At 67.7% G+C, this 22423-nt stretch carries 17 protein-coding genes; 14 read left to right on the forward strand and 3 right to left on the reverse strand.

The window, feature by feature from the left end; genetic code table 11:
• Positions 1–77 precede the first annotated feature (77 nt).
• Genes ACSQ2G_RS21170 through ACSQ2G_RS21180 form a run of 3 tightly spaced genes read left to right on the forward strand, consistent with a single transcriptional unit; the run spans position 78 to position 1923 of the window.
• Positions 78–317 (forward strand): type II toxin-antitoxin system VapB family antitoxin, encoded by a 240-nt coding sequence (locus ACSQ2G_RS21170; RefSeq protein WP_056762596.1) that lies wholly within the window; start codon positions 78–80, stop codon positions 315–317.
• Complete coding sequence (locus tag ACSQ2G_RS21175; protein ID WP_436034255.1) at positions 317–712, forward strand: type II toxin-antitoxin system VapC family toxin; 396 nt, start codon at positions 317–319, stop codon at positions 710–712. Before ACSQ2G_RS21170 ends, ACSQ2G_RS21175 begins: the two co-directional genes overlap by 1 nt.
• On the forward strand, positions 712–1923 hold the full coding sequence (locus ACSQ2G_RS21180) for an NAD(P)/FAD-dependent oxidoreductase (protein WP_436034257.1): 1212 nt from the start codon (positions 712–714) through the stop codon (positions 1921–1923). The genes ACSQ2G_RS21175 and ACSQ2G_RS21180 overlap by 1 nt, the downstream gene beginning before the upstream one ends.
• An 82-nt stretch (positions 1924–2005) precedes the next feature.
• On the opposite strand, the gene ACSQ2G_RS21185 is transcribed toward ACSQ2G_RS21180, so the two are convergent.
• The gene (locus ACSQ2G_RS21185) at positions 2006–3382 is read right to left on the reverse strand and encodes an alpha/beta fold hydrolase (protein WP_436034259.1); all 1377 of its coding nucleotides are present in this window, start codon (positions 3380–3382) and stop codon (positions 2006–2008) included.
• Positions 3383–3697: 315 nt separating this feature from the next.
• Between ACSQ2G_RS21185 and ACSQ2G_RS21190 the strand changes: the two genes are divergently transcribed.
• The 3 genes from ACSQ2G_RS21190 to rplL are packed head-to-tail and all read left to right on the forward strand — an operon-like array spanning position 3698 to position 4802.
• Positions 3698–3838 carry a hypothetical protein gene (locus ACSQ2G_RS21190; protein WP_436034261.1) on the forward strand — a complete coding sequence of 47 codons (141 nt, stop codon included), beginning with the start codon at positions 3698–3700 and terminating at the stop codon, positions 3836–3838.
• 17 nt (positions 3839–3855) lie between these two features.
• Positions 3856–4374, forward strand: coding sequence for a 50S ribosomal protein L10 (rplJ, locus tag ACSQ2G_RS21195; RefSeq protein WP_310086810.1), 519 nt, complete (start codon positions 3856–3858; stop codon positions 4372–4374).
• Between the two features lie 44 nt (positions 4375–4418).
• Entirely contained in the window at positions 4419–4802 is a 384-nt protein-coding gene (gene rplL, locus ACSQ2G_RS21200) for a 50S ribosomal protein L7/L12 (protein WP_028038099.1), read from the forward strand.
• Positions 4803–4919: 117 nt separating this feature from the next.
• Here the strand turns inward: rplL and ACSQ2G_RS21205 are convergent, their stop codons facing one another.
• Entirely contained in the window at positions 4920–6530 is a 1611-nt protein-coding gene (locus ACSQ2G_RS21205; protein ID WP_436034264.1) for a YadA-like family protein, read from the reverse strand.
• A 162-nt stretch (positions 6531–6692) separates the two neighbouring features.
• Here ACSQ2G_RS21205 and ACSQ2G_RS21210 point away from each other — a divergent pair, with 162 nt between their 5' ends.
• The 6 genes from ACSQ2G_RS21210 (at position 6693) to rpoC (ending at position 19597) form a co-directional block, all read left to right on the forward strand.
• Positions 6693–7667 carry an AraC family transcriptional regulator gene (locus tag ACSQ2G_RS21210; protein ID WP_436034266.1) on the forward strand — a complete coding sequence of 325 codons (975 nt, stop codon included), beginning with the start codon at positions 6693–6695 and terminating at the stop codon, positions 7665–7667.
• Positions 7668–7717: 50 nt separating this feature from the next.
• Positions 7718–7876: a hypothetical protein gene (locus ACSQ2G_RS21215; RefSeq protein WP_436034268.1), complete on the forward strand. Its 159-nt coding sequence runs from the start codon at positions 7718–7720 to the stop codon at positions 7874–7876.
• A gap of 90 nt (positions 7877–7966) precedes the next feature.
• The gene (locus ACSQ2G_RS21220) at positions 7967–10357 is read left to right on the forward strand and encodes a TIM-barrel domain-containing protein (RefSeq protein WP_436034270.1); all 2391 of its coding nucleotides are present in this window, start codon (positions 7967–7969) and stop codon (positions 10355–10357) included.
• A 125-nt stretch (positions 10358–10482) separates the two neighbouring features.
• Complete coding sequence (locus ACSQ2G_RS21225; RefSeq protein WP_436034272.1) at positions 10483–10857, forward strand: hypothetical protein; 375 nt, start codon at positions 10483–10485, stop codon at positions 10855–10857.
• 376 nt (positions 10858–11233) lie between these two features.
• Positions 11234–15316 (forward strand): DNA-directed RNA polymerase subunit beta, encoded by a 4083-nt coding sequence (gene rpoB, locus ACSQ2G_RS21230; RefSeq protein WP_436034274.1) that lies wholly within the window; start codon positions 11234–11236, stop codon positions 15314–15316.
• Between the two features lie 96 nt (positions 15317–15412).
• Positions 15413–19597 (forward strand): DNA-directed RNA polymerase subunit beta', encoded by a 4185-nt coding sequence (gene rpoC, locus ACSQ2G_RS21235; RefSeq protein WP_436034277.1) that lies wholly within the window; start codon positions 15413–15415, stop codon positions 19595–19597.
• 216 nt (positions 19598–19813) lie between these two features.
• On the opposite strand, the gene ACSQ2G_RS21240 is transcribed toward rpoC, so the two are convergent.
• Positions 19814–20713: a LysR family transcriptional regulator gene (locus tag ACSQ2G_RS21240; RefSeq protein WP_436034279.1), complete on the reverse strand. Its 900-nt coding sequence runs from the start codon at positions 20711–20713 to the stop codon at positions 19814–19816.
• A gap of 92 nt (positions 20714–20805) precedes the next feature.
• Here ACSQ2G_RS21240 and ACSQ2G_RS21245 point away from each other — a divergent pair, with 92 nt between their 5' ends.
• Both ACSQ2G_RS21245 and ACSQ2G_RS21250 read left to right on the forward strand, forming a co-directional pair.
• Positions 20806–21423, forward strand: coding sequence for a glutathione S-transferase (locus ACSQ2G_RS21245; RefSeq protein WP_436034281.1), 618 nt, complete (start codon positions 20806–20808; stop codon positions 21421–21423).
• A 1-nt stretch (position 21424) separates the two neighbouring features.
• Positions 21425–22351, forward strand: a complete 927-nt coding sequence (locus tag ACSQ2G_RS21250) for a pyridoxamine 5'-phosphate oxidase family protein (protein WP_436034282.1) — start codon at positions 21425–21427, stop codon at positions 22349–22351.
• The last annotated feature ends 72 nt before the right edge of the window (positions 22352–22423 follow it).

Below are 22423 nucleotides of genomic sequence, written 5' to 3' on the forward strand. Positions count from 1 at the left end.
GCGCCCGCTTTGCGTTCGGGGGCCGAGTTGTTGGCGCGTCTAGCCGATGTTATGTTTCGGCTAGACGGAGGTTTCCGATGCCCTTCCATGTTCGCGATGCTGAAGCCGACGCCATGCTGCGGCAGTATGCTGAAGACAATCGTGTGGGTATTACCGACGCCATCAAGTTGGCAGTTCGAAAGGCGCGCGAAGCAGACAGGAAGGCGAGCGATGAGAAGTTGGCCCGCATGCGGGCCATCAGCGACCGCATCGCCCGCCTACCGAATACTGGCCTAAAGGCAGACAAGGCCTTCTTCGACGAACTCTCGGGCGACTGATGTTTGTCGACGCGTCCGCACTCTGTGCAATCATGCTAGGCGAGCCTGAAAGGGATCTCCTCGAACAGCGCTTGGCCACTGTCGACGGGACGATCACATCGGCTGTCGCGGTTTGGGAGACAGTGCGTAGCTTGGTCCGGGCCAAAGCTATCGAGGTAAACGATGCTCGTTCTGAGGTGGAACTCTATCTGATTTCCGCCGAAATACGCGTCGTATCTATTGGACATTCGGAGGCTGGAGCTGCGATCGACGCCTTCGCGCGCTTTGGCAAGGGGCAACATCCCGCCAAGCTCAACATGGGCGATTGTTTTGCCTACGCCTGCGCGAAAACGCGAGGTGTTCCGTTGTTGTTCAAGGGTGACGATTTTCCACTGACCGATATCGAGCGCGCTTGATGCCGGTAGAAAAGCCCGACGTCGCCGTGGTCGGCGGCGGGCCGGCTGGCTTGATGGCGGCCGAGGTGCTGAGCGCGGCGGGGCTGTCGGTGGCGGTGTTCGAGCGCATGCCGACCCTGGGCCGCAAGTTCCTGATGGCCGGGCGCGGCGGGTTGAACCTGACCCATTCCGAAGACTTCGAGCGCTTCGTCGGGCGCTACGGCGCGGCGAGCGAGCGGCTGCGGCCGATGCTGGAGGCCTTCACCCCGGCCGACCTCACGGCCTGGGCCGAAGGGCTGGGGCAGGCGACCTTCGTCGGCAGCAGCGGCCGGGTGTTTCCCAAGGCGCTGAAGGCCTCGCCCCTGCTGAGGGCCTGGATCGCGCGGCTGGAGGCGGGCGGCGTGGCGCTGAACCTCCGCTCGACCTGGACCGGCTGGAACGGGGCGGGAGAGCTGGCGTTCGAGACGCCCGAGGGGCCGCGCGCCGTCCGGCCCCGCGCCACGATCCTGGCCCTGGGCGGGGCCAGCTGGGCTCGGCTCGGCTCGGACGGCGCCTGGGCTCCTCGGCTGACAGCGCGGGGGGCGGCCGTGGCGCCGTTCCGGCCGGCCAATGTCGGGTTCGACGTGGCCTGGACGCCGATGTTCCGCGAGCGGTTCGCCGGGACGCCGCTGAAGAACGTGGCCCTGGGCTTCGAGGGCCGGGTCTCGCGCGGCGACGCCCTGGTCGCGGGCTACGGCCTGGAGGGCGGGGCGGTCTATGCGCTGTCGGCGGCCCTGCGCGACGCGATCGACGCTCGTGGCCGGGCGACGCTGGAGGTCGACCTGCGGCCCGACGTCTCGCTGGCCCAGCTGACCGCGCGCCTGTCCCGGCCGCGCGGCGGGCAGTCGCTGTCGAGCTGGCTGCGCAAGGCCGCCCACCTGTCGCCGGTCGAGATCGGCCTGCTGCGTGAGGCGCATGGCATGGCCTTGCCCGTCGCGCCCGACGCCCTGGCCGCGGCGATCAAGGCCGCGCCGATCGTGCTGATCGGGACCCAGGGCCTGGAGCGGGCGATCTCCTGCGCCGGCGGCCTGGCCTTGGAGGCGCTGGACGGGCTGGAGCTGAAGGCCGCGCCCGGCGTGTTCGTGGCCGGCGAGATGCTGGACTGGGAAGCCCCGACCGGCGGCTACCTGCTGCAGGCCTGTTTCGCCACCGGCGTGGCGGCGGCCCGGGCGGTGGTGGAGCGGCTGGCCTAGCCGAACAACGGACGGGGACACAACGGACGGGGACAGGCACATGTGCCTGTCCCCAATCCAGCTCCCGGCATTCGCCGAGTCTTCAGGGTTTCATCGCCGCCCGGATCCTGGCCGCCGTCGCCTCGATCGCCTTGGGGTCGCCCCGGGCGTTCTCGACGAACGTCAGCGGCTTGCCGGCCACGCGCGGGATGACGTGGATGTGCAGGTGGGGCACGCTCTGGCCGACGCCGTTGTTCTGGACGATCGTGAAGCCCTCGACGCCCAGGCCGTCGACCTGGGCCTGGCCGACCCGGGCGGCCACCGCCATGAGCCGGCTCAGGTCGGCCGGCGAGATCTCCAGCAGGTTGCGGGCCTTGGAGGTCTTGGAGATCACCAGCACGTGGCCCGGCTCGGCCGGGGCGTAGTCCATGAAGGCCAGGACCTGGTCGTCCTCATAGACCTTGGGCACGGGGATCTCGCCGCGCAGGATCTTGGCGAAGGGGTTGGCCTCGTCATAGGCCGCCTTTAGCGGGATCCCCGGCGTGCCGACCTGGGCCGAGGCCGGGTCGAACTGGCCCAGCCAGCGGATCACCTCGGCCTCCAGGGCGATGCGGCTGTCGGAGAAGCTGTGATCGGTGTCCATGTAGGTTTCGGTCAGCGCCCCCTTGGGCGCGTTCTGGGCCTGGGCCTGGCGAGCGGCGGCGGCCAGCTTGCGCGTGGTCGGCGCCCCGGCGTGCTCGGCCCCGATCATCAGCACCGGTCGGTCGGCGATGCGGGCGCTGAGCGCCTCAAGGTCCAGCTTGGTCGAGGTGGTCTCGATCTCCTTGGCCAACAATTCGGCGCTGGTTCCGGCCAGGGGCGGGGTGCTCGAGCGCAGGTCCTCGAGCGCCGCCTTGCGCTTGGCCGGATCGACGAGGTCGGCCTTCTGCTTGCCGATGTCCCAGGCGTCGATGAGGATCGCCCCGGCCGCCTTGGGATCGGCGGCGACGGCGTCGGCGGCCATGAAACCGCCCATGCTGTGGCCGGCCACCACGATCCGGGTCGGGTCGATGCGGTACTGGGCCACGTTGGCCGGGTCGCGCAGGAAGGCCAGGGCGGCCTCGGCGTCGGCCCGGCTGCCCGCGAACGAGAACTTGCCGGGGCTGCCCCACGAGCCGCGATAGTTGACCCGCATCACGTTCCAGCCGGCCCGGCGCACGGCCTGCATCAGGTCGATATTGGTCTCGTTGCCGGGAAAGCCGTGCAGCATCAGCATCGTCGGGTGCGGCTGGTCGCCCGAGGCGAGATACATCATGGCGTTGACCCGCACGCCGCCGGTCGGGACCGTGAAGACGACCATGTCGGCCGGATGGGCCGGATCGCGGATCGGATCGGCGACCACCGCCTTGGGGATTGGCAAAAAGCGCGGCTCGGCGTGGGCGGGCGCGGCGAGGCCGACGAGCAGCACGGCGGCCAGGCCGGCGGCGAACAGGCGCTTCATGGATGGATCCCCGATTGCGATCTTCCTTGTTATCCAGGAAATGAGGGGCGAGGCCAGAGCTCTCCCTCTCGCGAGAAGGGGCGCCCAGGATTGGGGACAGGCGCCTGCGCCTGTCCCCGGCCATGTCGCGATCCCGTTTCGCGGCAAGGAATAGCGAATTCGGCCGGCCCTGTTGAAATCCTTCCCCAAACCGTCTATACGCCGCCCCTTCTCCGCTGGGCTCGCCCGGCGGCGATCCTGTTTGAGAACTGCGGGGCGTGGGGTCACCAGCGCCATAATCGAGGAAGAGCCCTTCCTCGCCGTCGGGAGACAGGGATGGACAAGACCACGCAATTCCTCCCCTCGGGATGGGACGCGCGGCTGACTTTCCTTGGAACAGGCTTGATGCAACTCGCGTGCGGGAGCGATCCCGCGTGGGACGCGCATCTGGCTGCCGGAATGGTCCGGCCGCTGTAATTGAGTAGGAGACCGCAATGGACCGCGCTCAAAAGCAGGAGTCGATCGAGGCGCTGAAAAGCGTGTTCGCCGGCGCCGGCGCTGTCGTCGTGACCCACTATTCGGGCATGACCGTTGCGGAAATGACTGAACTGCGCGCCCGCCTCCGCAAGGAAGAGGGCACGTTCCAGGTGGTGAAGAACACCCTGGTCCAGAAGGCGCTGGACGGCTCGATCGGCGAAAAGGGCGACGCCCTGTTCACCGGCCCGGTCGCCATCGCCTTTGGCAAGGATCCTGTCTCCGCCGCCAAGATCGTCACCCAGTACGCCAAGGAAAACGACAAGCTCAAGCTGGTCGGCGGCATCCTGGGCCAGACGAACGTTCTGGACGAAAACGCGGTGCGGGCCCTGGCCACGCTGCCGTCGCTCGACCAGATCCGTGGCAAGCTCATCGGCCTGATCCAGGCTCCGGCGACCAAGATCGCTGGCGTCCTGCAGGCCCCGGCTGGCCAACTGGCTCGCGTCTTCAACGCCTATGCGACCAAAGACGCCGCGTAACGGTCATCTCCGCATAAATCCCTCATCCTCTAAGGAACTTACCCATGTCCAAGCTCGAAAAGCTGGTTGAAGAACTGTCCACCCTGTCGGTCCTGGAAGCTGCTGAGCTCTCCAAGCTGCTCGAAGAAAAGTGGGGCGTCTCGGCCGCCGCTCCGGTCGCCGTCGCCGCCGTTGGCGGCGCTGCCGCCGCTCCGGCCGAAGCCGCCGAAGAGCAAACCGAGTTCACCGTTGTCCTGACCGCCGGTGGCGACAAGAAGATCAACGTGATCAAGGAAGTCCGCGGCGTCCGTCCGGACCTCGGCCTGAAGGAAGCCAAGGACCTGGTCGAAGGCGCTCCGCAGAACGTCGTCGAAAACGTCTCCAAGCAAGTCGCCGAAGAGATCGCCAAGAAGCTGACCGAAGCCGGCGCCACCGTCCAAGTGAAGTAATTCACGTCCCCGTGCGCAAGCACGGGGGACCGGCCGGCGTCAGCCTTTGACGCACAAGTCGATGGCCCCGGAGGGAAACCTCCGGGGCCGTTTTCTTTGGCGGACGGGCGCGCAAGCCTACCAGGCGAAGCCCACGCTGCCGCCGCCCATGACCTTGCCGCCGGCCGCCGAGACGCCGACGTTGAAGGCGGCGCGGTTGCTGAAGTCGCGGCTGTAGCCGGCGGCCACGCCGGTGCTGCCGCCATAGGTCCCGATCCCCAGCACCAGCCGGTTCTGCAGGCCCGCGCCCCGCCCGGCGCCATTGCCGGCCATGGTCGCGAAGGCCGCGCTCATGGCGCCCACGTCGTCGAGCCGGGTTTCCAGCCGGTCGAAGCGCTGGTCGTTGACCTGGCTCCAGGCGGCCAGCCTGGTGTCGGTATAGCTGTTGGCCGCTGTCAGGGTCTGGGCCGACTTGACGTCGGTATAGGCGTTGGCCTGGGTGGTGGCGATGGTCACGGCCTGGGCCGACTTGGTGTCGGTATAGGTGTTGGCGGTCGCCAGGGTCGCCGCCGCCTGGGTGTCCGTATAGGTGTTGGCCGTCGTCAGGGCCTGGGCGGAGCTGGCGTCGGTGTAGGTGTTGGCCGCCGCCAAGGCCTGGGCCGAGCGGGTGTCGGCATAGCTGCCGAGCAGGTTGGCGGTCTGCACCAGCTGCGACACGTTGACGGCGTCATTCGCCCCGACGCCGTTGGCGACATTGACCACCCTCCGCCGGGCGCCGACCGCGCCGACCGAGACGGTGCCGATCTGGTCGGCGACGGAGCCGATGCCCAGCGCCACCGAATTGTCCGCCGAGGCGACGGCGCCGCTGCCGATGGCGACGGCGTCTTCGCCCGAGGCTTTGCTCGTGACCCCCAGGGCGATGGCGCCTTCTCCCGAGGCGTTGCTGCTCGCGCCGGCCGCGACGCTGTATCCGCCGCCGGCGGAGGCGAAATTGCCGACCGCCGAGGACGCCTGGCCGATGGCCGAGGCGTTTGCGCCGACCGCCGTCGCGGCGATCCCGCTGGCGACGGACGATCCCCCAAAGGCGGAGCCGCCCAGCCCGGCGGAGCTTTGGGAGCCATAGGCCGAGGCGTAGTTGTCGCTGGCCGAGCTGCCGACCCCGGTGGCCGTGCTGCGAAAGCCCGTGGCGTGGCTGTCGCTGCCAATGGCCGTGGTCGCGAAATGTGTGGCCTGGCTGTTCGCGCCGAACGCGCTCGCCTGGTCGCCGCTGGTCTGGCTGGCATAGCCGAAGGCCGAACCTTTCTCGCCCGGGGTGGTGGAATTCACACCGAAGGCCGATCCGTAGTCGCCGGTCGCCTGGCTGTTGAAGCCGTTGGCCGTCGCGCTAAGGCCGGAAGCGATGGCGCCAAACCCCGTGGCGGTGGCGCTGTTCCCCGTCGCCGTCGCCGTGCCGCCCAAGGCGGTGGAACCGAAGGTCGCGGCGTTGGCCTGGACGCCTAAAGCGACCCCTCCGCCGCCTGTGGCCGTGGCGTCTTCGCCGATCGCCGTGGCGTCCGAGCCGGTCGCCACCGAGCCCTGGCCGCAGGCGAGCTGATGGCTGACATTCTCCACGCAACTGGCCGGCGTCGCCGGTGGGCTCACGGTCTGGGCCTGGGCGCCGCTGAGGGTCGAGCCCGCCGTCAGGGCCGCCAGGCCGCCGACCAGCGCCAGCCGGCGCCTGCCGCTCTTTTTCAAGCTCCGCAAAGTCATTTCGCCCCTCCATTGTGCGATCGGCATGATCGCCTGGAGGCTAGCGAAGGCGGGGATGATAGGGCTTGGACTCCGTGATACCGGTGTACGGTCCCTGTGACACTGCCGGGTTGAGGGGCGGGTTGAGGGGGCGGGGTCGAGAGGCGGGACCGAGGGGGCGGCATGGCTGAGGGCGCGGCCACGGGAGGAACCTGGCGGTTCTCGAGCGACGACTTCCCGGAGGAGCGTCGGCTCAACCTGTTTCGCGAAACGCTGGAGCCTGTCCTGCCGTTCGCGATCGAACCCGTGCACGGCGCGCGGTTCTTCAACGCGGTCACCTTGATGGCCCTACCCGGACTGGACGCGGCCGTGGGGATCAGCGAGGGGGCGGTGTTCCATCGCACCCGGCCGCTGACCCGCCAGAGCGACGACCTGACTCTTTGCGTCACCCAAAACGGCCGCTCGCTGATCTCCCAGCGGGGCGCCGACATGGTGATGGAGGACGGCGACGCCTTCCTGAGCGCGGCCGACCTCGTCTCGACCTCGGGGCCTCTGGAAGGCGCGGCCGGGTGCCTGACCCTGCGCCTGCCGCGCCAGGCGCTGGCCGCGTCGGTCCTGGACATCGAGTCCGCCTTCGTCCGTCCGATCCGGCGAGGAACGGAGGCCCTGCGCCTGCTGGCGGGCTATATGGGCGTGGTCCGCCAGGCGGCGGACAGCGGCTCGATCGGCGTTCAGCGCCTGGTCGCCTCGCATGTCCAGGATCTGGTCGCCCTGGCCCTGGGCGAGACTGCCGAGGCCGGAGAGATCGCGCGGGGCAGGGGGCTGCGCGCCGCGCGGCTACGGGCGATCAAGGCCGACGTGCGGGCCCATCTGCGCGAGCGCGACCTGTCGGCCGAGACCGTGGCCCGCCGCCAGGGCGTGTCGCCCAGCTATGTGCGCAAGCTGTTCGACCTGACGGGAACCAGCTTCTCGGCCTTCGTTCTGGACCAGCGCATCGCCTGCGCCCACGCCATGCTGCGCAACCCCCGCTTCTCAGGCCTGGGGATCAGCGCCATCGCCTATGACGTGGGATTCGGCGACCTGTCCTATTTCAACCGGGCGTTCCGCCGCCGCCATGGCGCGACGCCGTCCGAGGCCCGGCGAGGGGAGGCGGGCTGAAGAGCGCCATCGCCGTGGAACCGTCGTCGCGCGACCTGTGTTCCTTGTTCATGCTCAAGTTGGCCGCGATCCTGCTGGTCCTGATGATCGTGTTCGGCGTCCTCGGCTTTGTCGTCGACCTGGCCGGCGCCCTGGCCAGGATCGCGTTTTTCGTCTGCCTGGTCGGCCTGGCGCTTTCGCTGGTCGGCAAGGCGCTGCGGCGCGACTGACCCATTGATGCTATCAATCTTGTTGACGCTGGCCGCCCGCATCTCTAGCCATGCCGCCCAATAGATAGCGGTAACATTTGTGGGGAAGCGATGGATCGCCTGAACAAGGGCGCGCGGCGCTGGTCGGCTGGACTGGTCTCGGGCCTGGCCTTGAGCCTCGCCACGGGCGTCATGGCCAACCTGGTCGCGCCGATGGCCGTTCAGGCCGCGCCGATGGCGGTGATGGACCGCAACGGCTCCTATGTCTCGGTCGAGACCTACGCCCCCAACATCGTCCGGGTGACCATCAGCCAGGACAAGGATCTGGCCGCTGGGGCTCCCGGCTACGGCTTTCTGGCTGACAGCGATGTTAAGGGCTGGCGCCACGATCAGAAGGCCGGAGCCGACATCTTCACCTCCGGCGCTCTGTCGCTGGAGGTCGTCGCTCAGCCCTGGCCCGGGGCGCCCTCGCAGATGGATCGCTATTTCGCGCCGGCCCTGCCGCCGGTGTCGGTCAAGATCCGCAAGGCCGACGGCTCGGACCTGGTGGCGATGAACGGCTGGGAAATGTCGCCGCACGTCGTCAACGGCGAGAAGACCTACCAGGCCGGCGCCAACTTCTCGACGACCGCCGACGAGCACTTCTACGGCCTGGGCCAGAACCAGGAGGGGATCCTCGACCTGCGCGGCCGGGCCATCGACTGCAAGCACCACTACGACGCCCCGCACGGCGAGACGGTCTGCGTGCCGTTCCTGGTCTCCAGCAAGGGCTACGGCGTCCTGTGGGACAATCCCTCCGACACCAAGGTCTATCCGGCCGTCAACGGCCGCACCCTGTGGCAGTCGAACGTCGGCGAGCGGGTGTCGTTCTTCGTGATCACCGGCAGCTATGACGAGATCTACGCCGGCTACCGCAAGCTGACCGGGGTCACGCCGCTGCCGCCCAAGGCCGCCTTCGGCTACATCCAGTCCAAGGCCCGCTACGAGACGCAGCAGCAGATCCTCGACGTCGCCAAGGGCTATCGCGACCGCGGCTATCCGCTGGATGTCATGGTGCTGGACTGGTTCTACTGGACCCGGATGGGCCAGATGGACATCGACCCGGCCGCCTTCCCCGACCCGTCGGCGATGAACAAGGAACTGCACGACAACGGCGTGCACAGCATCATCAGCGTCTGGCCGCGCTTCGAGAAGGAAGGCCGCTACTTCAACTACCTGGCCGACAAGGGCTGGCTGCTGAAGGACAAGGACGGCAAGGTCGTCGACGGCCTGCCGTTCCGCAGCGACCGGGCCGGGGCCCTGATCGACAGCACCAACCCGCAGGCCCGCGAGTGGTTCTGGGGCAAGATCCGCGACAACATCGCGTCGAAGGGCTTCGACTGGTTCTGGCTGGACGAGACCGAGCCGGACCTTGTGCCGGACGGCTATTTCTATTCGATCGGCTCGGGCGACCGCTATCACAACCTGTTCCCGCTGGTGCACACCCAGGGGGTGGCCGAGGGCTCGCGCCGCGACCGGCCCGACAAGCGCAACCTGATCCTGGCCCGGGCCGCCTATATTGGCGCCCAGCGCAACGGCGGCCTGTTCTGGTCGTCCGACATCCAGCCGACCTGGGACGCGCTGAAGCGCCAGGTGCCGACCGGCCTGAACTTCACCGCCTCGGGCTTCGCCTATTGGGGCAACGACATCGGCGGCTGGCAATGGCTGCCGCAGAGCACGACGGCGACCAAGGCCCCGCTGCTGGATCCGTCCGACGCCCGCGCCGTGGTCGGCCAGAACAACGACTATCCGGAACTGCTGGCCCGCTGGTTCCAGTACGGAACCTTCACCCCGACCCTGCGGGTGCACGGCATGCGCAAGGACACCGAGGTCTGGGCCTATGGCAAGCAGGCCGAGGCGGTGATCGCCAAGTACCTGAAGCTGCGCTACGCCCTGATCCCCTATCTCTATTCGATGGGCCACTCGACCTATGAGACCGGCGCGCCGTTCATGCGCGGGCTGTTCATGGACTTCCCGAACGATCCCAAGGTGGTCAACCTGGGCGACCAGTACATGTTCGGCCCCGCCTTCCTGGTGGCCCCGATCACCGACCAGGGCGTCGAGGACCGCGACGTCTATCTGCCGGCCGGGGCCGACTGGTACGACTACTGGACCGGCAAGAAGTTCACCGGCGGCCAGACGATCAGCGTCCATGCGCCGATCGACACCATCCCGCTGTTCGTCCGGGCCGGCTCGATCATCCCGATGGGCGCGCCGATCCAGAGCACGGCCACGCCGCAGGCGATCAATGCGGTGAAGGTCTATCCGGGTCGCGACGCCGACTTCACCCTCTATGACGACGACGGCGTGACCAACGCCTACGAGAAGGGCCCCAATGAAAAGGGAGGGGGCAAGACCGTCAAGCTGCACTGGGACGACAAGGCCGGCAAGCTGACGGCGACCGGCGACAAGGGCCTCAGCGCCCAGGCGCTGGCGGCGGTGCAGGTGGTTTCGGCCCGATAGGCCGTCGCCCCAGCCCGCCCTTCGAGGGCGGGCTGGGAGCCGAGCTTCAAGGGCGGACACGCCTCTCCAGCGCCCCGTTGTGGCACGAGACTTGCAACCCTTCGGCGAACCGCGAAGGGGCGAGCATGACCATTTCAGGGATTTCCGGAGGCCATTCGGGCTACGGCATGAATGTCGGCCGCGGCTCCGCCGTCGGCGGATCCAAGATCGAAGCCCGGAGCGATGTGGATTCCGTCCGCGAGAAGGGCCTTGTCGCCTTCGCCCGGGACGCCAAGAAGACGGCTTGGGAGGAAAAGCTCAAGCAATGGCGGGAGGAGGCCATGAAGACCATGGGTCTCACCCAGGATCGCCTCGACGCCATGCCGCCCGAGCAGCGCTCGGCGGCGCTGAAGATGGTCGAGGAAGCGGTCCAGCAGAAGATCAAGGACGCCATGGAAAGCGCCCGCAAGCAGGGCAAGGACGGCGTCTCGGTCCCTCAGTTCGTGAACATGAGCGTCTAGCCGGTCGGCAGGAACTTCCGACCGGCCCCGCATTTCAAGGTTCGAGCTGGGCTGCGACGTCCGCGGGTCTGGTTCCAGGCGCTTCCGCATTCTTTTGTGGATAAACCCCCTTCCCAATCCGGGCCGGTTGTCCTATATCCGCCGGCTCACGAAGAAATTCGGCGGAGCGCGTACGCGTGTGTCCGCATGATACGCCCCGAGGCGCGGTCAGCCGCCCTCCGACCAGCGCGAAGGGGCGCCCGTCAGGCTTCCGGTCCCGGTTGTCCTGACAGGGGAATTCCAGCGTCCAGCGTTCTCCCGAGGGGAGAGCGGCGAGGGTGGACGCTAGGTGCATTCGAATTCACGCGCGGAGTCCGTCCGCGCCCAGGGAAAAAACATGGCGCAATCCTTCACCGGCAAGAAGCGGATCCGGAAGTCTTTCGGCCGCATCCCCGAAGCTGTGCAAATGCCGAACCTGATCGAGGTTCAGCGCTCCTCCTACGAACAGTTCCTCCAGCGCGAAGTCCGTCCGGGCGTGCGCAAGGACGAGGGCATCGAGGCGGTCTTCAAGTCGGTGTTCCCGATCAAGGACTTCAACGAGCGCGCGGTGCTCGAATACGTCTCGTACGAATTCGAAGAGCCCAAGTACGACGTTGAAGAATGCATCCAGCGCGACATGACCTTCGCGGCGCCGCTGAAGGTCAAGCTGCGGCTGATCGTGTTCGAAACCGAAGAAGAAACCGGCGCCCGGTCCGTCAAGGACATCAAGGAGCAGGACGTCTACATGGGCGACATCCCGCTCATGACCGACAAGGGCACCTTCATCGTCAACGGCACCGAGCGGGTCATCGTCTCGCAGATGCACCGTTCGCCCGGCGTGTTCTTCGACCACGACAAGGGCAAGACCCACGCCTCGGGCAAGCTGCTGTTCGCCGCCCGGGTGATCCCGTACCGCGGCTCGTGGCTGGACTTCGAGTTCGACGCCAAGGACGTGGTCTATGTCCGCATCGACCGCCGCCGCAAGCTGCCGGCCACCACCTTCCTCTATGCCCTGGGCATGGACGGCGAAGAGATCCTGACGACGTTCTATGACGTCGTCCCGTTCGAGAAGCGCACCGCGGCCGGCGCCGAAGGCTGGGCCACCCCGTACAAGCCCGAGCGCTGGCGCGGCGTGAAGCCGGAATTCGCCCTGATCGACGCCGACACCGGCGAGGAAGTGGCTCCGGCCGGCACTAAGATCACCGCCCGCCAGGCCAAGAAGCTGGCCGACAACGGTCTGAAGACCCTGCTGCTGGCCCCCGAGGCCCTGACCGGCCGCTACCTGGCCCGCGACGCCGTCAACTTCGAGAACGGCGAAATCTACGCCGAAGCCGGCGACGAGCTGGACGTCACCTCGATCCAGGCCCTGGCCGACCAAGGCTTCAGCACCATCGACGTGCTGGACATCGACCACGTGACGGTCGGCGCCTACATGCGTAACACCCTGCGGGTGGACAAGAACGCCGTCCGCGAGGACGCCCTGTTCGACATCTACCGCGTGATGCGTCCGGGTGAGCCGCCGACCGTCGAAGCCGCCGAGGCGATGTTCAAGTCGCTGTTCTTCGACGCCGAGCGTTACGACCTGTCGGCCGTCGGTCGCGTGAAGATGAACATGCGCCTGGAGCTGGACGCTTCGGACGAGATGCGCGTGCTGCGCAAGGAAGACGTGCTGGCGGTGCTCAAGCTGCTGGTCGGCCTGCGCGACGGTCGCGGCGAAATCGACGACATCGACAACCTGGGCAACCGCCGGGTCCGCTCGGTCGGCGAACTGCTGGAAAACCAGTACCGCGTCGGCCTGCTGCGCATGGAGCGCGCCATCAAGGAACGCATGTCGTCGGTCGACATCGACACCGTGATGCCGCACGACCTGATCAACGCCAAGCCGGCCGCGGCCTCGGTGCGTGAATTCTTCGGCAGCTCGCAGCTGTCGCAGTTCATGGACCAGACCAACCCGCTGTCGGAGATCACCCACAAGCGCCGTCTGTCGGCGCTTGGCCCGGGCGGTCTGACCCGCGAGCGCGCCGGCTTCGAAGTCCGCGACGTTCACCCGACGCACTACGGCCGCATCTGCCCGATCGAAACGCCGGAAGGCCCGAACATCGGCCTGATCAACAGCCTGGCCACCCACGCCCGGGTCAACAAGTACGGCTTCATCGAGAGCCCCTACCGTCGCGTCGCCGACGGCAAGCCGCTCGAAGAGGTCGTCTACATGTCGGCCATGGAAGAGTCGAAGCACGTCATCGCCCAGTCCAACATCAAGGTGTTGAACGGCGAGATCGTCGACGACCTGGTCCCCGGCCGGATCAACGGCGAGCCGACCCTGCTCCAGAAGGAACAGGTCGACCTGATGGACGTGTCGCCGCGCCAAGTCGTGTCGGTGGCCGCGGCCCTGATCCCGTTCCTGGAAAACGACGACGCCAACCGCGCCCTGATGGGCTCGAACATGCAACGTCAGGCCGTGCCGCTGGTGCAGTCCGACGCCCCGCTGGTCGGGACCGGCATGGAAGCCGTGGTCGCCCGTGACTCCGGCGCCGTGGTCATCGCCAAGCGCACCGGCGTCGTGGAGCAGATCGACGGCACGCGTATCGTCGTCCGCGCCACCGAAGAGACCGACGCCGCCCGTTCGGGCGTCGACATCTATCGCCTGAGCAAGTTCCAGCGTTCGAACCAGTCGACCTGCATCAACCAGCGCCCGCTGGTGAAGGTGGGCGATCGTATCAGCGCCGGCGACATCATCGCCGACGGCCCGTCGACCGAGCTGGGCGAACTGGCTCTGGGCCGCAACGCGCTCGTCGCGTTCATGCCCTGGAACGGCTACAACTTCGAAGACTCGATCCTGATCTCCGAGCGCATCGTCCGTGACGACGTCTTCACCTCGATCCACATCGAGGAATTCGAAGTCATGGCCCGCGACACCAAGCTCGGTCCGGAAGAAATCACCCGCGACATCCCCAACGTCGGCGAGGAAGCCCTGCGCAACCTCGACGAAGCGGGCATCGTGGCGATCGGCGCCGAGGTCCAGCCGGGCGACATCCTGGTCGGCAAGGTCACGCCGAAGGGCGAAAGCCCGATGACGCCGGAAGAAAAGCTGCTGCGCGCCATCTTCGGCGAAAAGGCCTCGGACGTCCGCGACACCAGCCTGCGCCTGCCCCCGGGCGTCGCCGGCACGATCGTCGACGTGCGCGTGTTCAATCGTCACGGCGTCGACAAGGACGAACGCGCCCTGGCCATCGAACGCGCCGAGATCGATCGCCTGGGTAAGGACCGCGACGACGAGTTCGCGATCCTGAACCGCAACATCTCGGGCCGCCTGCGCGAACTGCTGATCGGCAACGTCGCCCTGTCGGGTCCCAAGGGCCTGTCGCGCGGCGAGATCACCGCCGAGGGCCTGGCTGAAGTCCAGCCCGGCCTGTGGTGGCAGATCGCCCTCGAGGACGAGAAGGCGATGGGCGAACTGGAAAGCCTGCGCCGTCTGTTCGACGAGAACCGCAAGCGCCTGGACCGTCGCTTCGAGGACAAGGTCGACAAGCTGCAGCGCGGCGACGAACTGCCCCCGGGCGTGATGAAGATGGTCAAGGTCTTCGTGGCCGTGAAGCGCAAGCTTCAGCCCGGCGACAAGATGGCCGGCCGTCACGGCAACAAGGGCGTCATCTCGCGCATCCTGCCGATCGAGGACATGCCGTTCCTCGCCGACGGGACGCACGTGGACGTCGTTCTGAACCCGCTGGGCGTGCCTTCGCGCATGAACGTCGGCCAGATCTTCGAAACCCACCTGGGCTGGGCCTGCGCCAATCTCGGCAAGCAGATCACCAACCTGCTGGAAGACTGGCAGGCCGGCGGTCAGAAGCAGGCCCTGGTCGATCGTCTGACCGAGATCTACGGCCCGGACGAGGAACTGCCGGAAACCGAGGAAGAGCTGGTCGAACTGGCCCGCAACCTCGGCAAGGGCGTTCCGATCGCCACCCCGGTGTTCGACGGCGCGCGCATCGGCGACATCGAAGAGCACCTGATCATGGCGGGCGTCGATCCGTCGGGTCAGTCGATCCTGTTCGACGGCCAGACGGGCGACCAGTTCAAGCGTCCGGTCACGGTCGGCTACATCTACATGCTGAAGCTGCACCACTTGGTCGACGACAAGATCCACGCCCGTTCGATCGGTCCGTACTCGCTCGTCACGCAACAGCCGCTGGGCGGTAAGGCCCAGTTCGGCGGTCAGCGCTTCGGGGAAATGGAAGTGTGGGCTCTGGAAGCCTACGGCGCGGCCTACACCCTGCAGGAAATGCTGACGGTGAAGTCCGACGACGTGGCCGGCCGGACCAAGGTCTACGAGTCGATCGTCCGCGGCGACGACACGTTCGAAGCCGGTATCCCGGAAAGCTTCAACGTGCTGGTCAAGGAAATGCGCTCGCTCGGCCTGAACGTCGAGCTGGAGAACAGCTGATCCGGATCTCCCTCTCCGCCTGAAAAGGCGGGGAGGGCCCATCAGCCCGCTCTCCAACTTTGAATTTTCGCGGGTAGTCCCGCAGAAGGAACCAAGATGAACCAGGAAGTCCTGAACATCTTCAATCCGGTCCAGGCCGCTCCGACCTTCGACCAGATCCGCATCTCGCTGGCTTCGCCGGAAAAGATCCGCTCGTGGTCGTTCGGCGAGATCAAGAAGCCCGAGACCATCAACTACCGCACGTTCAAGCCCGAGCGTGACGGCCTGTTCTGCGCCCGTATCTTTGGCCCGACCAAGGACTACGAATGCCTGTGCGGCAAGTACAAGCGCATGAAGTACAAGGGCATCATCTGCGAGAAGTGCGGCGTCGAGGTCACCCTGGCCCGCGTCCGTCGCGAGCGCATGGGCCACATCGAGCTGGCCTCGCCGGTCGCCCACATCTGGTTCCTGAAGTCGCTGCCCTCGCGCATCGCCATGATGCTGGACATGCCGCTGAAGGACATCGAGCGGGTCCTGTACTTCGAATACTACATCGTCACCGAGCCGGGCCTGACCCCGCTGAAGCAGCACCAGCTGCTCAGCGAGGACGACTTCATGCGCGCCCAGGACGAATACGGCGACGACAGCTTCACCGCCGAGATCGGCGCCGAGGCCGTCCAGAACCTGCTCAAGGCGATCGACCTTGAAAAGGAAGCCGAGAAGCTGCGCGAAGAGCTGGCGGGCAATCCGTCGGACATGAAGCAGAAGAAGTTCAGCAAGCGCCTGAAGATCCTGGAAGCCTTCCAGGAGTCGGGCAACCGTCCGGAGTGGATGGTGCTGACGGTCGTGCCGGTGATCCCGCCGGAACTGCGCCCGCTGGTGCCGCTGGACGGCGGCCGCTTCGCGACCTCGGACCTGAACGACCTCTATCGCCGGGTCATCAACCGTAACAACCGTCTGAAGCGCCTGATCGAGCTGCGCGCCCCCGACATCATCATCCGCAACGAAAAGCGGATGCTGCAGGAGTCGGTGGACGCCCTGTTCGACAACGGCCGTCGCGGCCGCGTGATCACCGGCGCCAACAAGCGGCCCCTCAAGTCGCTGGCCGACATGCTGAAGGGCAAGCAGGGGCGCTTCCGCCAGAACCTGCTGGGCAAGCGCGTCGACTATTCGGGCCGTTCGGTCATCGTCGTGGGGCCGGACCTGAAGCTGCACGAGTGCGGCCTGCCCAAGAAGATGGCCCTGGAGCTGTTCAAGCCGTTCATCTATGCGCGCCTAGACGCTAAGGGCCTGTCGGGCACAGTCAAGCAGTCCAAGCGCATGGTCGAGCGCGAGCAACCCCAGGTGTGGGACATCCTCGAAGAGGTGATCCGCGAGCACCCGGTGATGCTGAACCGCGCGCCGACGCTGCACCGTCTGGGCATCCAGGCGTTCGAGCCGAAGCTGATCGAGGGCAAGGCCATCCAGCTGCACCCGCTGGTCTGCGCCGCGTTCAACGCCGACTTCGACGGCGACCAGATGGCCGTGCACGTCCCGCTGAGCCTCGAGGCCCAGCTGGAAGCGCGCGTCCTGATGATGTCGACCAACAACATCCTGTCGCCCGCCAACGGCCGACCGATCATCGTGCCGTCGCAGGACATCGTCCTGGGCCTGTACTACCTGTCGGTGGCCCGCGACGGCGAGCCGGGTGAAGGCAAGATCTTCGCCGACCTGGGCGAGATCGAAGCCGCCATGGACGCCGGCGTCGTCAGCCTGCACGCCAAGATCAAGTCGCGCTTCACGGAAATGGACGCCGACGGCGTCGTCCGTCGCCGGGTGATCGACACCACCCCGGGCCGGATGAAGATCGCCGCCCTTCTGCCGCAGCACACCGCGATCGGTCACCGACTGATCGAGAAGGCGCTGACCAAGAAGGAAATCGGCAACCTGATCGACGTCGTCTACCGCCACTGCGGTCAGAAGGCGACGGTGATCTTCGCCGACCAGATCATGGGCCTGGGCTTCAAGGAAGCGGCCAAGGCCGGCATCTCCTTCGGCAAGGACGACATCATCATCCCCAAGCGGAAGGAGGCGATCGTCGCCGAGACCCGCACCCTGGCCGAGGAGTACGAGCAACAGTACGCCGACGGCCTGATCACCAAGGGCGAGAAGTACAACAAGGTCGTCGACGCCTGGGCCAAGGCCACCGACCGCGTCGCCGACGAGATGATGGCCGAGCTTCAGATGAAGCATAAGGACGAGAACGGCCGCGAGAAGGAAATCAACGCCATCTACATGATGGCCCACTCCGGCGCCCGTGGTTCGCAAGCCCAGATGAAGCAGCTGGGCGGCATGCGCGGCCTGATGGCCAAGCCCTCCGGCGAGATCATCGAGACCCCGATCGTCTCGAACTTCAAGGAAGGCCTGACCGTTCAGGAGTACTTCAACTCGACCCACGGCGCCCGTAAGGGCCTGGCGGACACCGCGCTGAAGACCGCCAACTCGGGCTACCTGACCCGCCGTCTGGTCGACGTCGCGCAGGACTGCATCATCGTCGAGGAAGACTGCGGCACCACGCGGGGCATCACCCTGCGCGCCGTGGTCGAGGGCGGCGACGTGCTGGTCTCGCTGGGCGCCCGCGTCCTGGGCCGTTTCTCGGCCGAGGACATCAAGGATCCGGCCACCGGCGAGATCATCATCCCGGCCGACACCTACCTGACCGAGAACATGGCCGACACCATCGAAGCCGCCGCGGTGCAGTCGGTGAAGGTGCGCTCGGTCCTGACCTGCGAAGCCAAGATCGGCGTCTGCGGCGCCTGCTACGGCCGCGACCTGGCCCGCGGCACGCCGGTGAACATCGGTGAAGCGGTCGGCGTCATCGCCGCCCAGTCGATCGGCGAGCCCGGCACCCAGCTGACGATGCGGACCTTCCACATCGGCGGCACCGCCCAGGTGGCCGAGCAGTCGTTCTTCGAAAGCAGCAACGACGGTACGGTCCGCGTGACCGGCGCCACCGTGGTGGGTTCGGACGGCCAGCTGGTCGTCATGAGCCGCAACACGGCCGTCAGCGTCCTGGTCGACGGCAAGGAACGCGAGAACTACAAGCCGCCGTACGGCGCGCGCCTGAAGGTCAAGGACGGCGACAAGGTCAAGCGCGGCCAGCGCCTGGCCGATTGGGACCCCTACACCACCCCGATCATCACCGAAGTGGCCGGCAAGATCCGCGCCGAAGACCTGGTGGACGGCTTCTCCGTCCGCGAGGAGACCGACGAAGCCACCGGCATCGCGCAGCGCGTGATCGCCGACTGGCGGACCTCGGCCCGCGCCTCGGACCTGCGTCCGGCCATGGGCGTTCTGGCCGAAGACGGCTCGTACGTTCGCTTGGCCAACGGCGGCGAGGCTCGCTACCTGATGTCGGTCGGCGCCATTCTCTCCGTCGCCGACGGGGACATGGTCAAGCCGGGCGAGGTCATCGCGCGGATCCCGACCGAAGGCGCCAAGACCCGGGACATCACCGGCGGTCTGCCGCGCGTCGCCGAACTCTTCGAAGCCCGCCGTCCCAAGGACTGCGCGGTCATCGCGGAAATGGACGGCCGCGTCGAATTCGGCAAGGACTACAAGAACAAGCGCCGGATCAAGATCACTCCGGACATCGACGCCGACGGCAACCAGCCCGAAGCGGTCGAGTTCCTGATCCCGAAGGGCAAGCACATCGCGGTGCATGATGGCGACTACATCACGCGCGGCGAGTACATCATCGACGGCAACCCGGATCCGCACGACATCCTGCGCATCCTGGGCGTCGAGGCCCTGGCCAACTTCCTCGTGGACGAAATCCAGGAGGTCTACCGACTGCAGGGCGTGCCGATCAACGACAAGCACATCGAGACGATCGTTCGTCAGATGCTGCAGAAGGTCGAGATCGTCGAGCCGGGCGACACGGGTCTGATCAAGGGCGATCACCTCGACAAGCCCGAGTTCTACGTCGAGCAGGACAAGGCCGTCGCCCGCGGCGGCCGTCCGGCCACGACGCAGCCCGTGCTGCTGGGCATCACCAAGGCCTCGCTGCAGACCAAGAGCTTCATCTCGGCCGCGTCGTTCCAGGAAACGACCCGCGTCCTGACCGAAGCCTCGGTGCACGGCAAGACCGACACCCTGGAAGGCCTGAAGGAAAACGTCATCGTGGGTCGCCTGATCCCCGCCGGCACGGGTTCCTACCTGCGCAGCCTGCAGCGCGTCGCCGCCAAGCGCGACGAGCAACTGGCCCAGCAGCGCGAAGACGCGATGGAGCCGCTGCCCGCGGTCATCGCCGAAGAGGCGTAGGCTTCCTTCGAGGACTGAAACGGAACGGCCCGGGAGCGATCCCGGGCCGTTTTGTTTTGGGCGTGCGGCGGCGGGGACGCCCCCTCCGTCACGATGCGTATTCGCATCGCGCCACCTCCCCCGCTTTGCGGGGGAGGAGACCGCAGCGCCAACCTTCTCCTCCCCCGTGAAACGGGGGAGGTGTCGGCGAAGCCGACGGAGGGGGCGTCCTCAGCTCTACGAGCCCCGCAACACCGCCAGCCGCTCCAGCCTCGGCGTCGCGAAGTCCAGGAACGCCCGCACCAGCGGCGGCATGAAGCGGCCGCCCACCGTGACCAGCTGCACCGGCAGGGACGGGGGCTCGAAGTCGGGCAGCAGGCGGACCAGCCGCCCGGCCGCCAGGTCCTCGGCGACCTGGTAGGACAGCGCCCGGCCGATCCCGCGTCCGGCCAGCATGGCCGCCAGCGCCGCCTCGACATTGTTGACCCGCAGCCGAGGCTCCAGCCGCACGGCCCGGGCCTTGCCGCGATGCTCGAACCGCCACTCCGGCGAGGCCGAGACCACGGTGGTCAGGATCACCTCGTGCCCGGCCAGGTCGCCGGGCTCCAGCGGCGTCCCGCGCCGCGCCAGGTAGTCGGGCGCGGCCACCAGCAGCCGGCGCACCTGGCCAAGCCTGCGGACCACCAGGCTGGAATCGGCCAGCGGACCGATCCGCAGGGCCACGTGCAGCTCGCCCTCGATCAGGTCCAGATTGCGGTCGTGCAGGATCAGGTCGGCCAGGACGCCGGGATGCTGGGCCAGGAAGTCGGCCACCACCGGCGTCAGATGCCGGCCGCCAAACACCGTCGGGCCCGTGATCCGCAGCGTGCCGCGCACCGCGTCGGGGGCGGGGGCCTGGAGGGCGGTCTCGTAGTCGGCCAGCAGCCGCCGGGCCCGCTCGGCCAGGTCGCGGCCGGCCTCGGTGGGGGCCAGGCGACGGGTGGTGCGCTCGATCAGCCGCGCGCCCATCCGCTCCTCCAGCGCCGCCAGGGCCCGGGTCATGGCGGCGGGCGAGCGCCGCAGCCGACGTCCGGCGGCCGCCAGCGACCCGGTGTCGATGACCGCCACCAGCAGGGCCAGTTCGTCCAGACGATCCATTCCGAAATCCGCAATTATCTCTTGCCGATTTGCGCAATTCATTTCGACTGGAGCAATGGCGAATATGGGACCGCAAGAGAGGGAGACTCTAAATGTCCGACGCCGCCATCATCCTGCACGGCACGCCGCTGTCGGGCCACACCCACCGCGTGGGCCTGATGCTGGACGCCCTGGGCCTGGCCTGGCGGTTCGCCAACGCCCCCAAGGACGTCCGCGCCTCGCCGGCCTTCCTGGCCCTCAACCCGCTGGGCCAGGTCCCCGTGCTGCAGGACGGCGACCTGGTCCTGGCCGACAGCAACGCCATCCTGGTCTATCTGTCCCGCCGCTACGCGCCCGACGCCGGGTGGCTGCCGCAGGAGCCAGTCGCCGCCGCCCGCGTCCAGCGCTGGCTGTCGATCGCCGCCGGCGAGGTCATGCACGGTCCGGCCATCGCCCGGATGATCGCCCTGTTCGACCTACCCGACGATCCGGCCCGCGCCACCCGCATCGCCGCCCGGGTGCTGGCCTTCATGGACGGCCATCTGGCGGACCGCGCCTTCCTGGCCGCCGACCACGTCACCATCGCCGACCTGGCCTGCTACTCCTATGTCGCCCACGCCCCTGACGGCGGGGTGGCGCTGGAGCCTTATCCCGCCGTGCGCGCCTGGCTGGCCCGGGTCGAGGCCCAGCCCTGGTTCAGGCCCATGCCCGACTTCGCCAAGGCCGCCTAGGATGGAAGGCCCTTTCCATCGCGGGGAACTGATCGCCCAGGCTCTGGCCGGGACGGGCGCGCCCGGCATGGCGGGCATCCGCTCCTTCATGCCCGACCAGCATCGCGACTTCTTCGCCCTGCTGCCTTACCTGTTCATCGCCACCACCGACGCCGAGGGCTGGCCCGTGGCCACGGTGCTGACCGGCCCGCCCGGCTTCGTTCAGAGCCCCGACCCCAACACCTTGACCGTCGCGGCTCGGCCGCGCGCGGACGAGCCCGGCGCCGAGCTGTTCGCCGCCGGCCGGCCGTTCGGGGCCTTGGGTCTGGACTTCGCCACGCGCCGCCGCAACCGCGCCAACGGGCTGATCATGGCGGCGGGGCAGGACGGCCTGACGCTGCGGGTGCTGCAGAGCTTCGGCAACTGTCCGCAGTACATCCAGACCCGCGCGGTGGCGCCGAACCCGGCCTCGACCCTGCCGGCCGAGGCGATCGCCTTTCCGACGGCGGAGGACCTGGCCCAGATCGCCCGCGCCGACACGATGTTCGTGGCCACGAACGCCGGCGGCGACAACGGCGGCGTCGACATCTCGCATCGGGGCGGCTTGCCTGGCTTCGCCAAGGCCAGCGGCGAGGTGCTGACCATCCCCGACTTCCGGGGCAACCGGTTCTTCAACACCCTGGGCAACCTGGTGCTGGATCCCCGTGCGGCCCTGCTGTTCGTCGACTTCGAGACCGGCGACCTGCTGCACCTGCAAGGCCGGGTCGGGATCGACTGGGAACCGCCCGTCGGTGGCTGGCCCGAGGGCGTCCAGCGCCAATGGCGGTTCATCGTCGAGCGCGCCTGGCGCCGGCCCGCAGCCCTGCCGCTGCGCTGGACATTCGGCGACTATTCGCCGGTGACCCTGGGCACGGCGGCCTGGAACGCGTCGGCGGCGCCCGTCGCCTGAGCCGTTTACCGGGTGCGGCGCAACGTCGCGGTTTCATCAGAAGGATCAATCGACCGGAAGGTTAAGCCTTGC

It is taken from the genome of Caulobacter sp. LjRoot300 (assembly GCF_964253875.1).
In the GTDB taxonomy this organism is placed as follows: Bacteria; Pseudomonadota; Alphaproteobacteria; order Caulobacterales; family Caulobacteraceae; genus Caulobacter.

Coding starts and splice junctions, on each gene's coding strand:
- ACSQ2G_RS21170 (WP_056762596.1), top strand. CDS start 78: ATGCCCTTCCATGTTCGCGATGCTGAAGCCGACGCCATGCTGCGGCAG.
- ACSQ2G_RS21175 (WP_436034255.1), top strand. CDS start 317: ATGTTTGTCGACGCGTCCGCACTCTGTGCAATCATGCTAGGCGAGCCT.
- ACSQ2G_RS21180 (WP_436034257.1), top strand. CDS start 712: ATGCCGGTAGAAAAGCCCGACGTCGCCGTGGTCGGCGGCGGGCCGGCT.
- ACSQ2G_RS21185 (WP_436034259.1), bottom strand. CDS start 3,382: ATGAAGCGCCTGTTCGCCGCCGGCCTGGCCGCCGTGCTGCTCGTCGGC.
- ACSQ2G_RS21190 (WP_436034261.1), top strand. CDS start 3,698: ATGGACAAGACCACGCAATTCCTCCCCTCGGGATGGGACGCGCGGCTG.
- rplJ (WP_310086810.1), top strand. CDS start 3,856: ATGGACCGCGCTCAAAAGCAGGAGTCGATCGAGGCGCTGAAAAGCGTG.
- rplL (WP_028038099.1), top strand. CDS start 4,419: ATGTCCAAGCTCGAAAAGCTGGTTGAAGAACTGTCCACCCTGTCGGTC.
- ACSQ2G_RS21205 (WP_436034264.1), bottom strand. CDS start 6,530: ATGACTTTGCGGAGCTTGAAAAAGAGCGGCAGGCGCCGGCTGGCGCTG.
- ACSQ2G_RS21210 (WP_436034266.1), top strand. CDS start 6,693: ATGGCTGAGGGCGCGGCCACGGGAGGAACCTGGCGGTTCTCGAGCGAC.
- ACSQ2G_RS21215 (WP_436034268.1), top strand. CDS start 7,718: ATGCTCAAGTTGGCCGCGATCCTGCTGGTCCTGATGATCGTGTTCGGC.
- ACSQ2G_RS21220 (WP_436034270.1), top strand. CDS start 7,967: ATGGATCGCCTGAACAAGGGCGCGCGGCGCTGGTCGGCTGGACTGGTC.
- ACSQ2G_RS21225 (WP_436034272.1), top strand. CDS start 10,483: ATGACCATTTCAGGGATTTCCGGAGGCCATTCGGGCTACGGCATGAAT.
- rpoB (WP_436034274.1), top strand. CDS start 11,234: ATGGCGCAATCCTTCACCGGCAAGAAGCGGATCCGGAAGTCTTTCGGC.
- rpoC (WP_436034277.1), top strand. CDS start 15,413: ATGAACCAGGAAGTCCTGAACATCTTCAATCCGGTCCAGGCCGCTCCG.
- ACSQ2G_RS21240 (WP_436034279.1), bottom strand. CDS start 20,713: ATGGATCGTCTGGACGAACTGGCCCTGCTGGTGGCGGTCATCGACACC.
- ACSQ2G_RS21245 (WP_436034281.1), top strand. CDS start 20,806: ATGTCCGACGCCGCCATCATCCTGCACGGCACGCCGCTGTCGGGCCAC.
- ACSQ2G_RS21250 (WP_436034282.1), top strand. CDS start 21,425: ATGGAAGGCCCTTTCCATCGCGGGGAACTGATCGCCCAGGCTCTGGCC.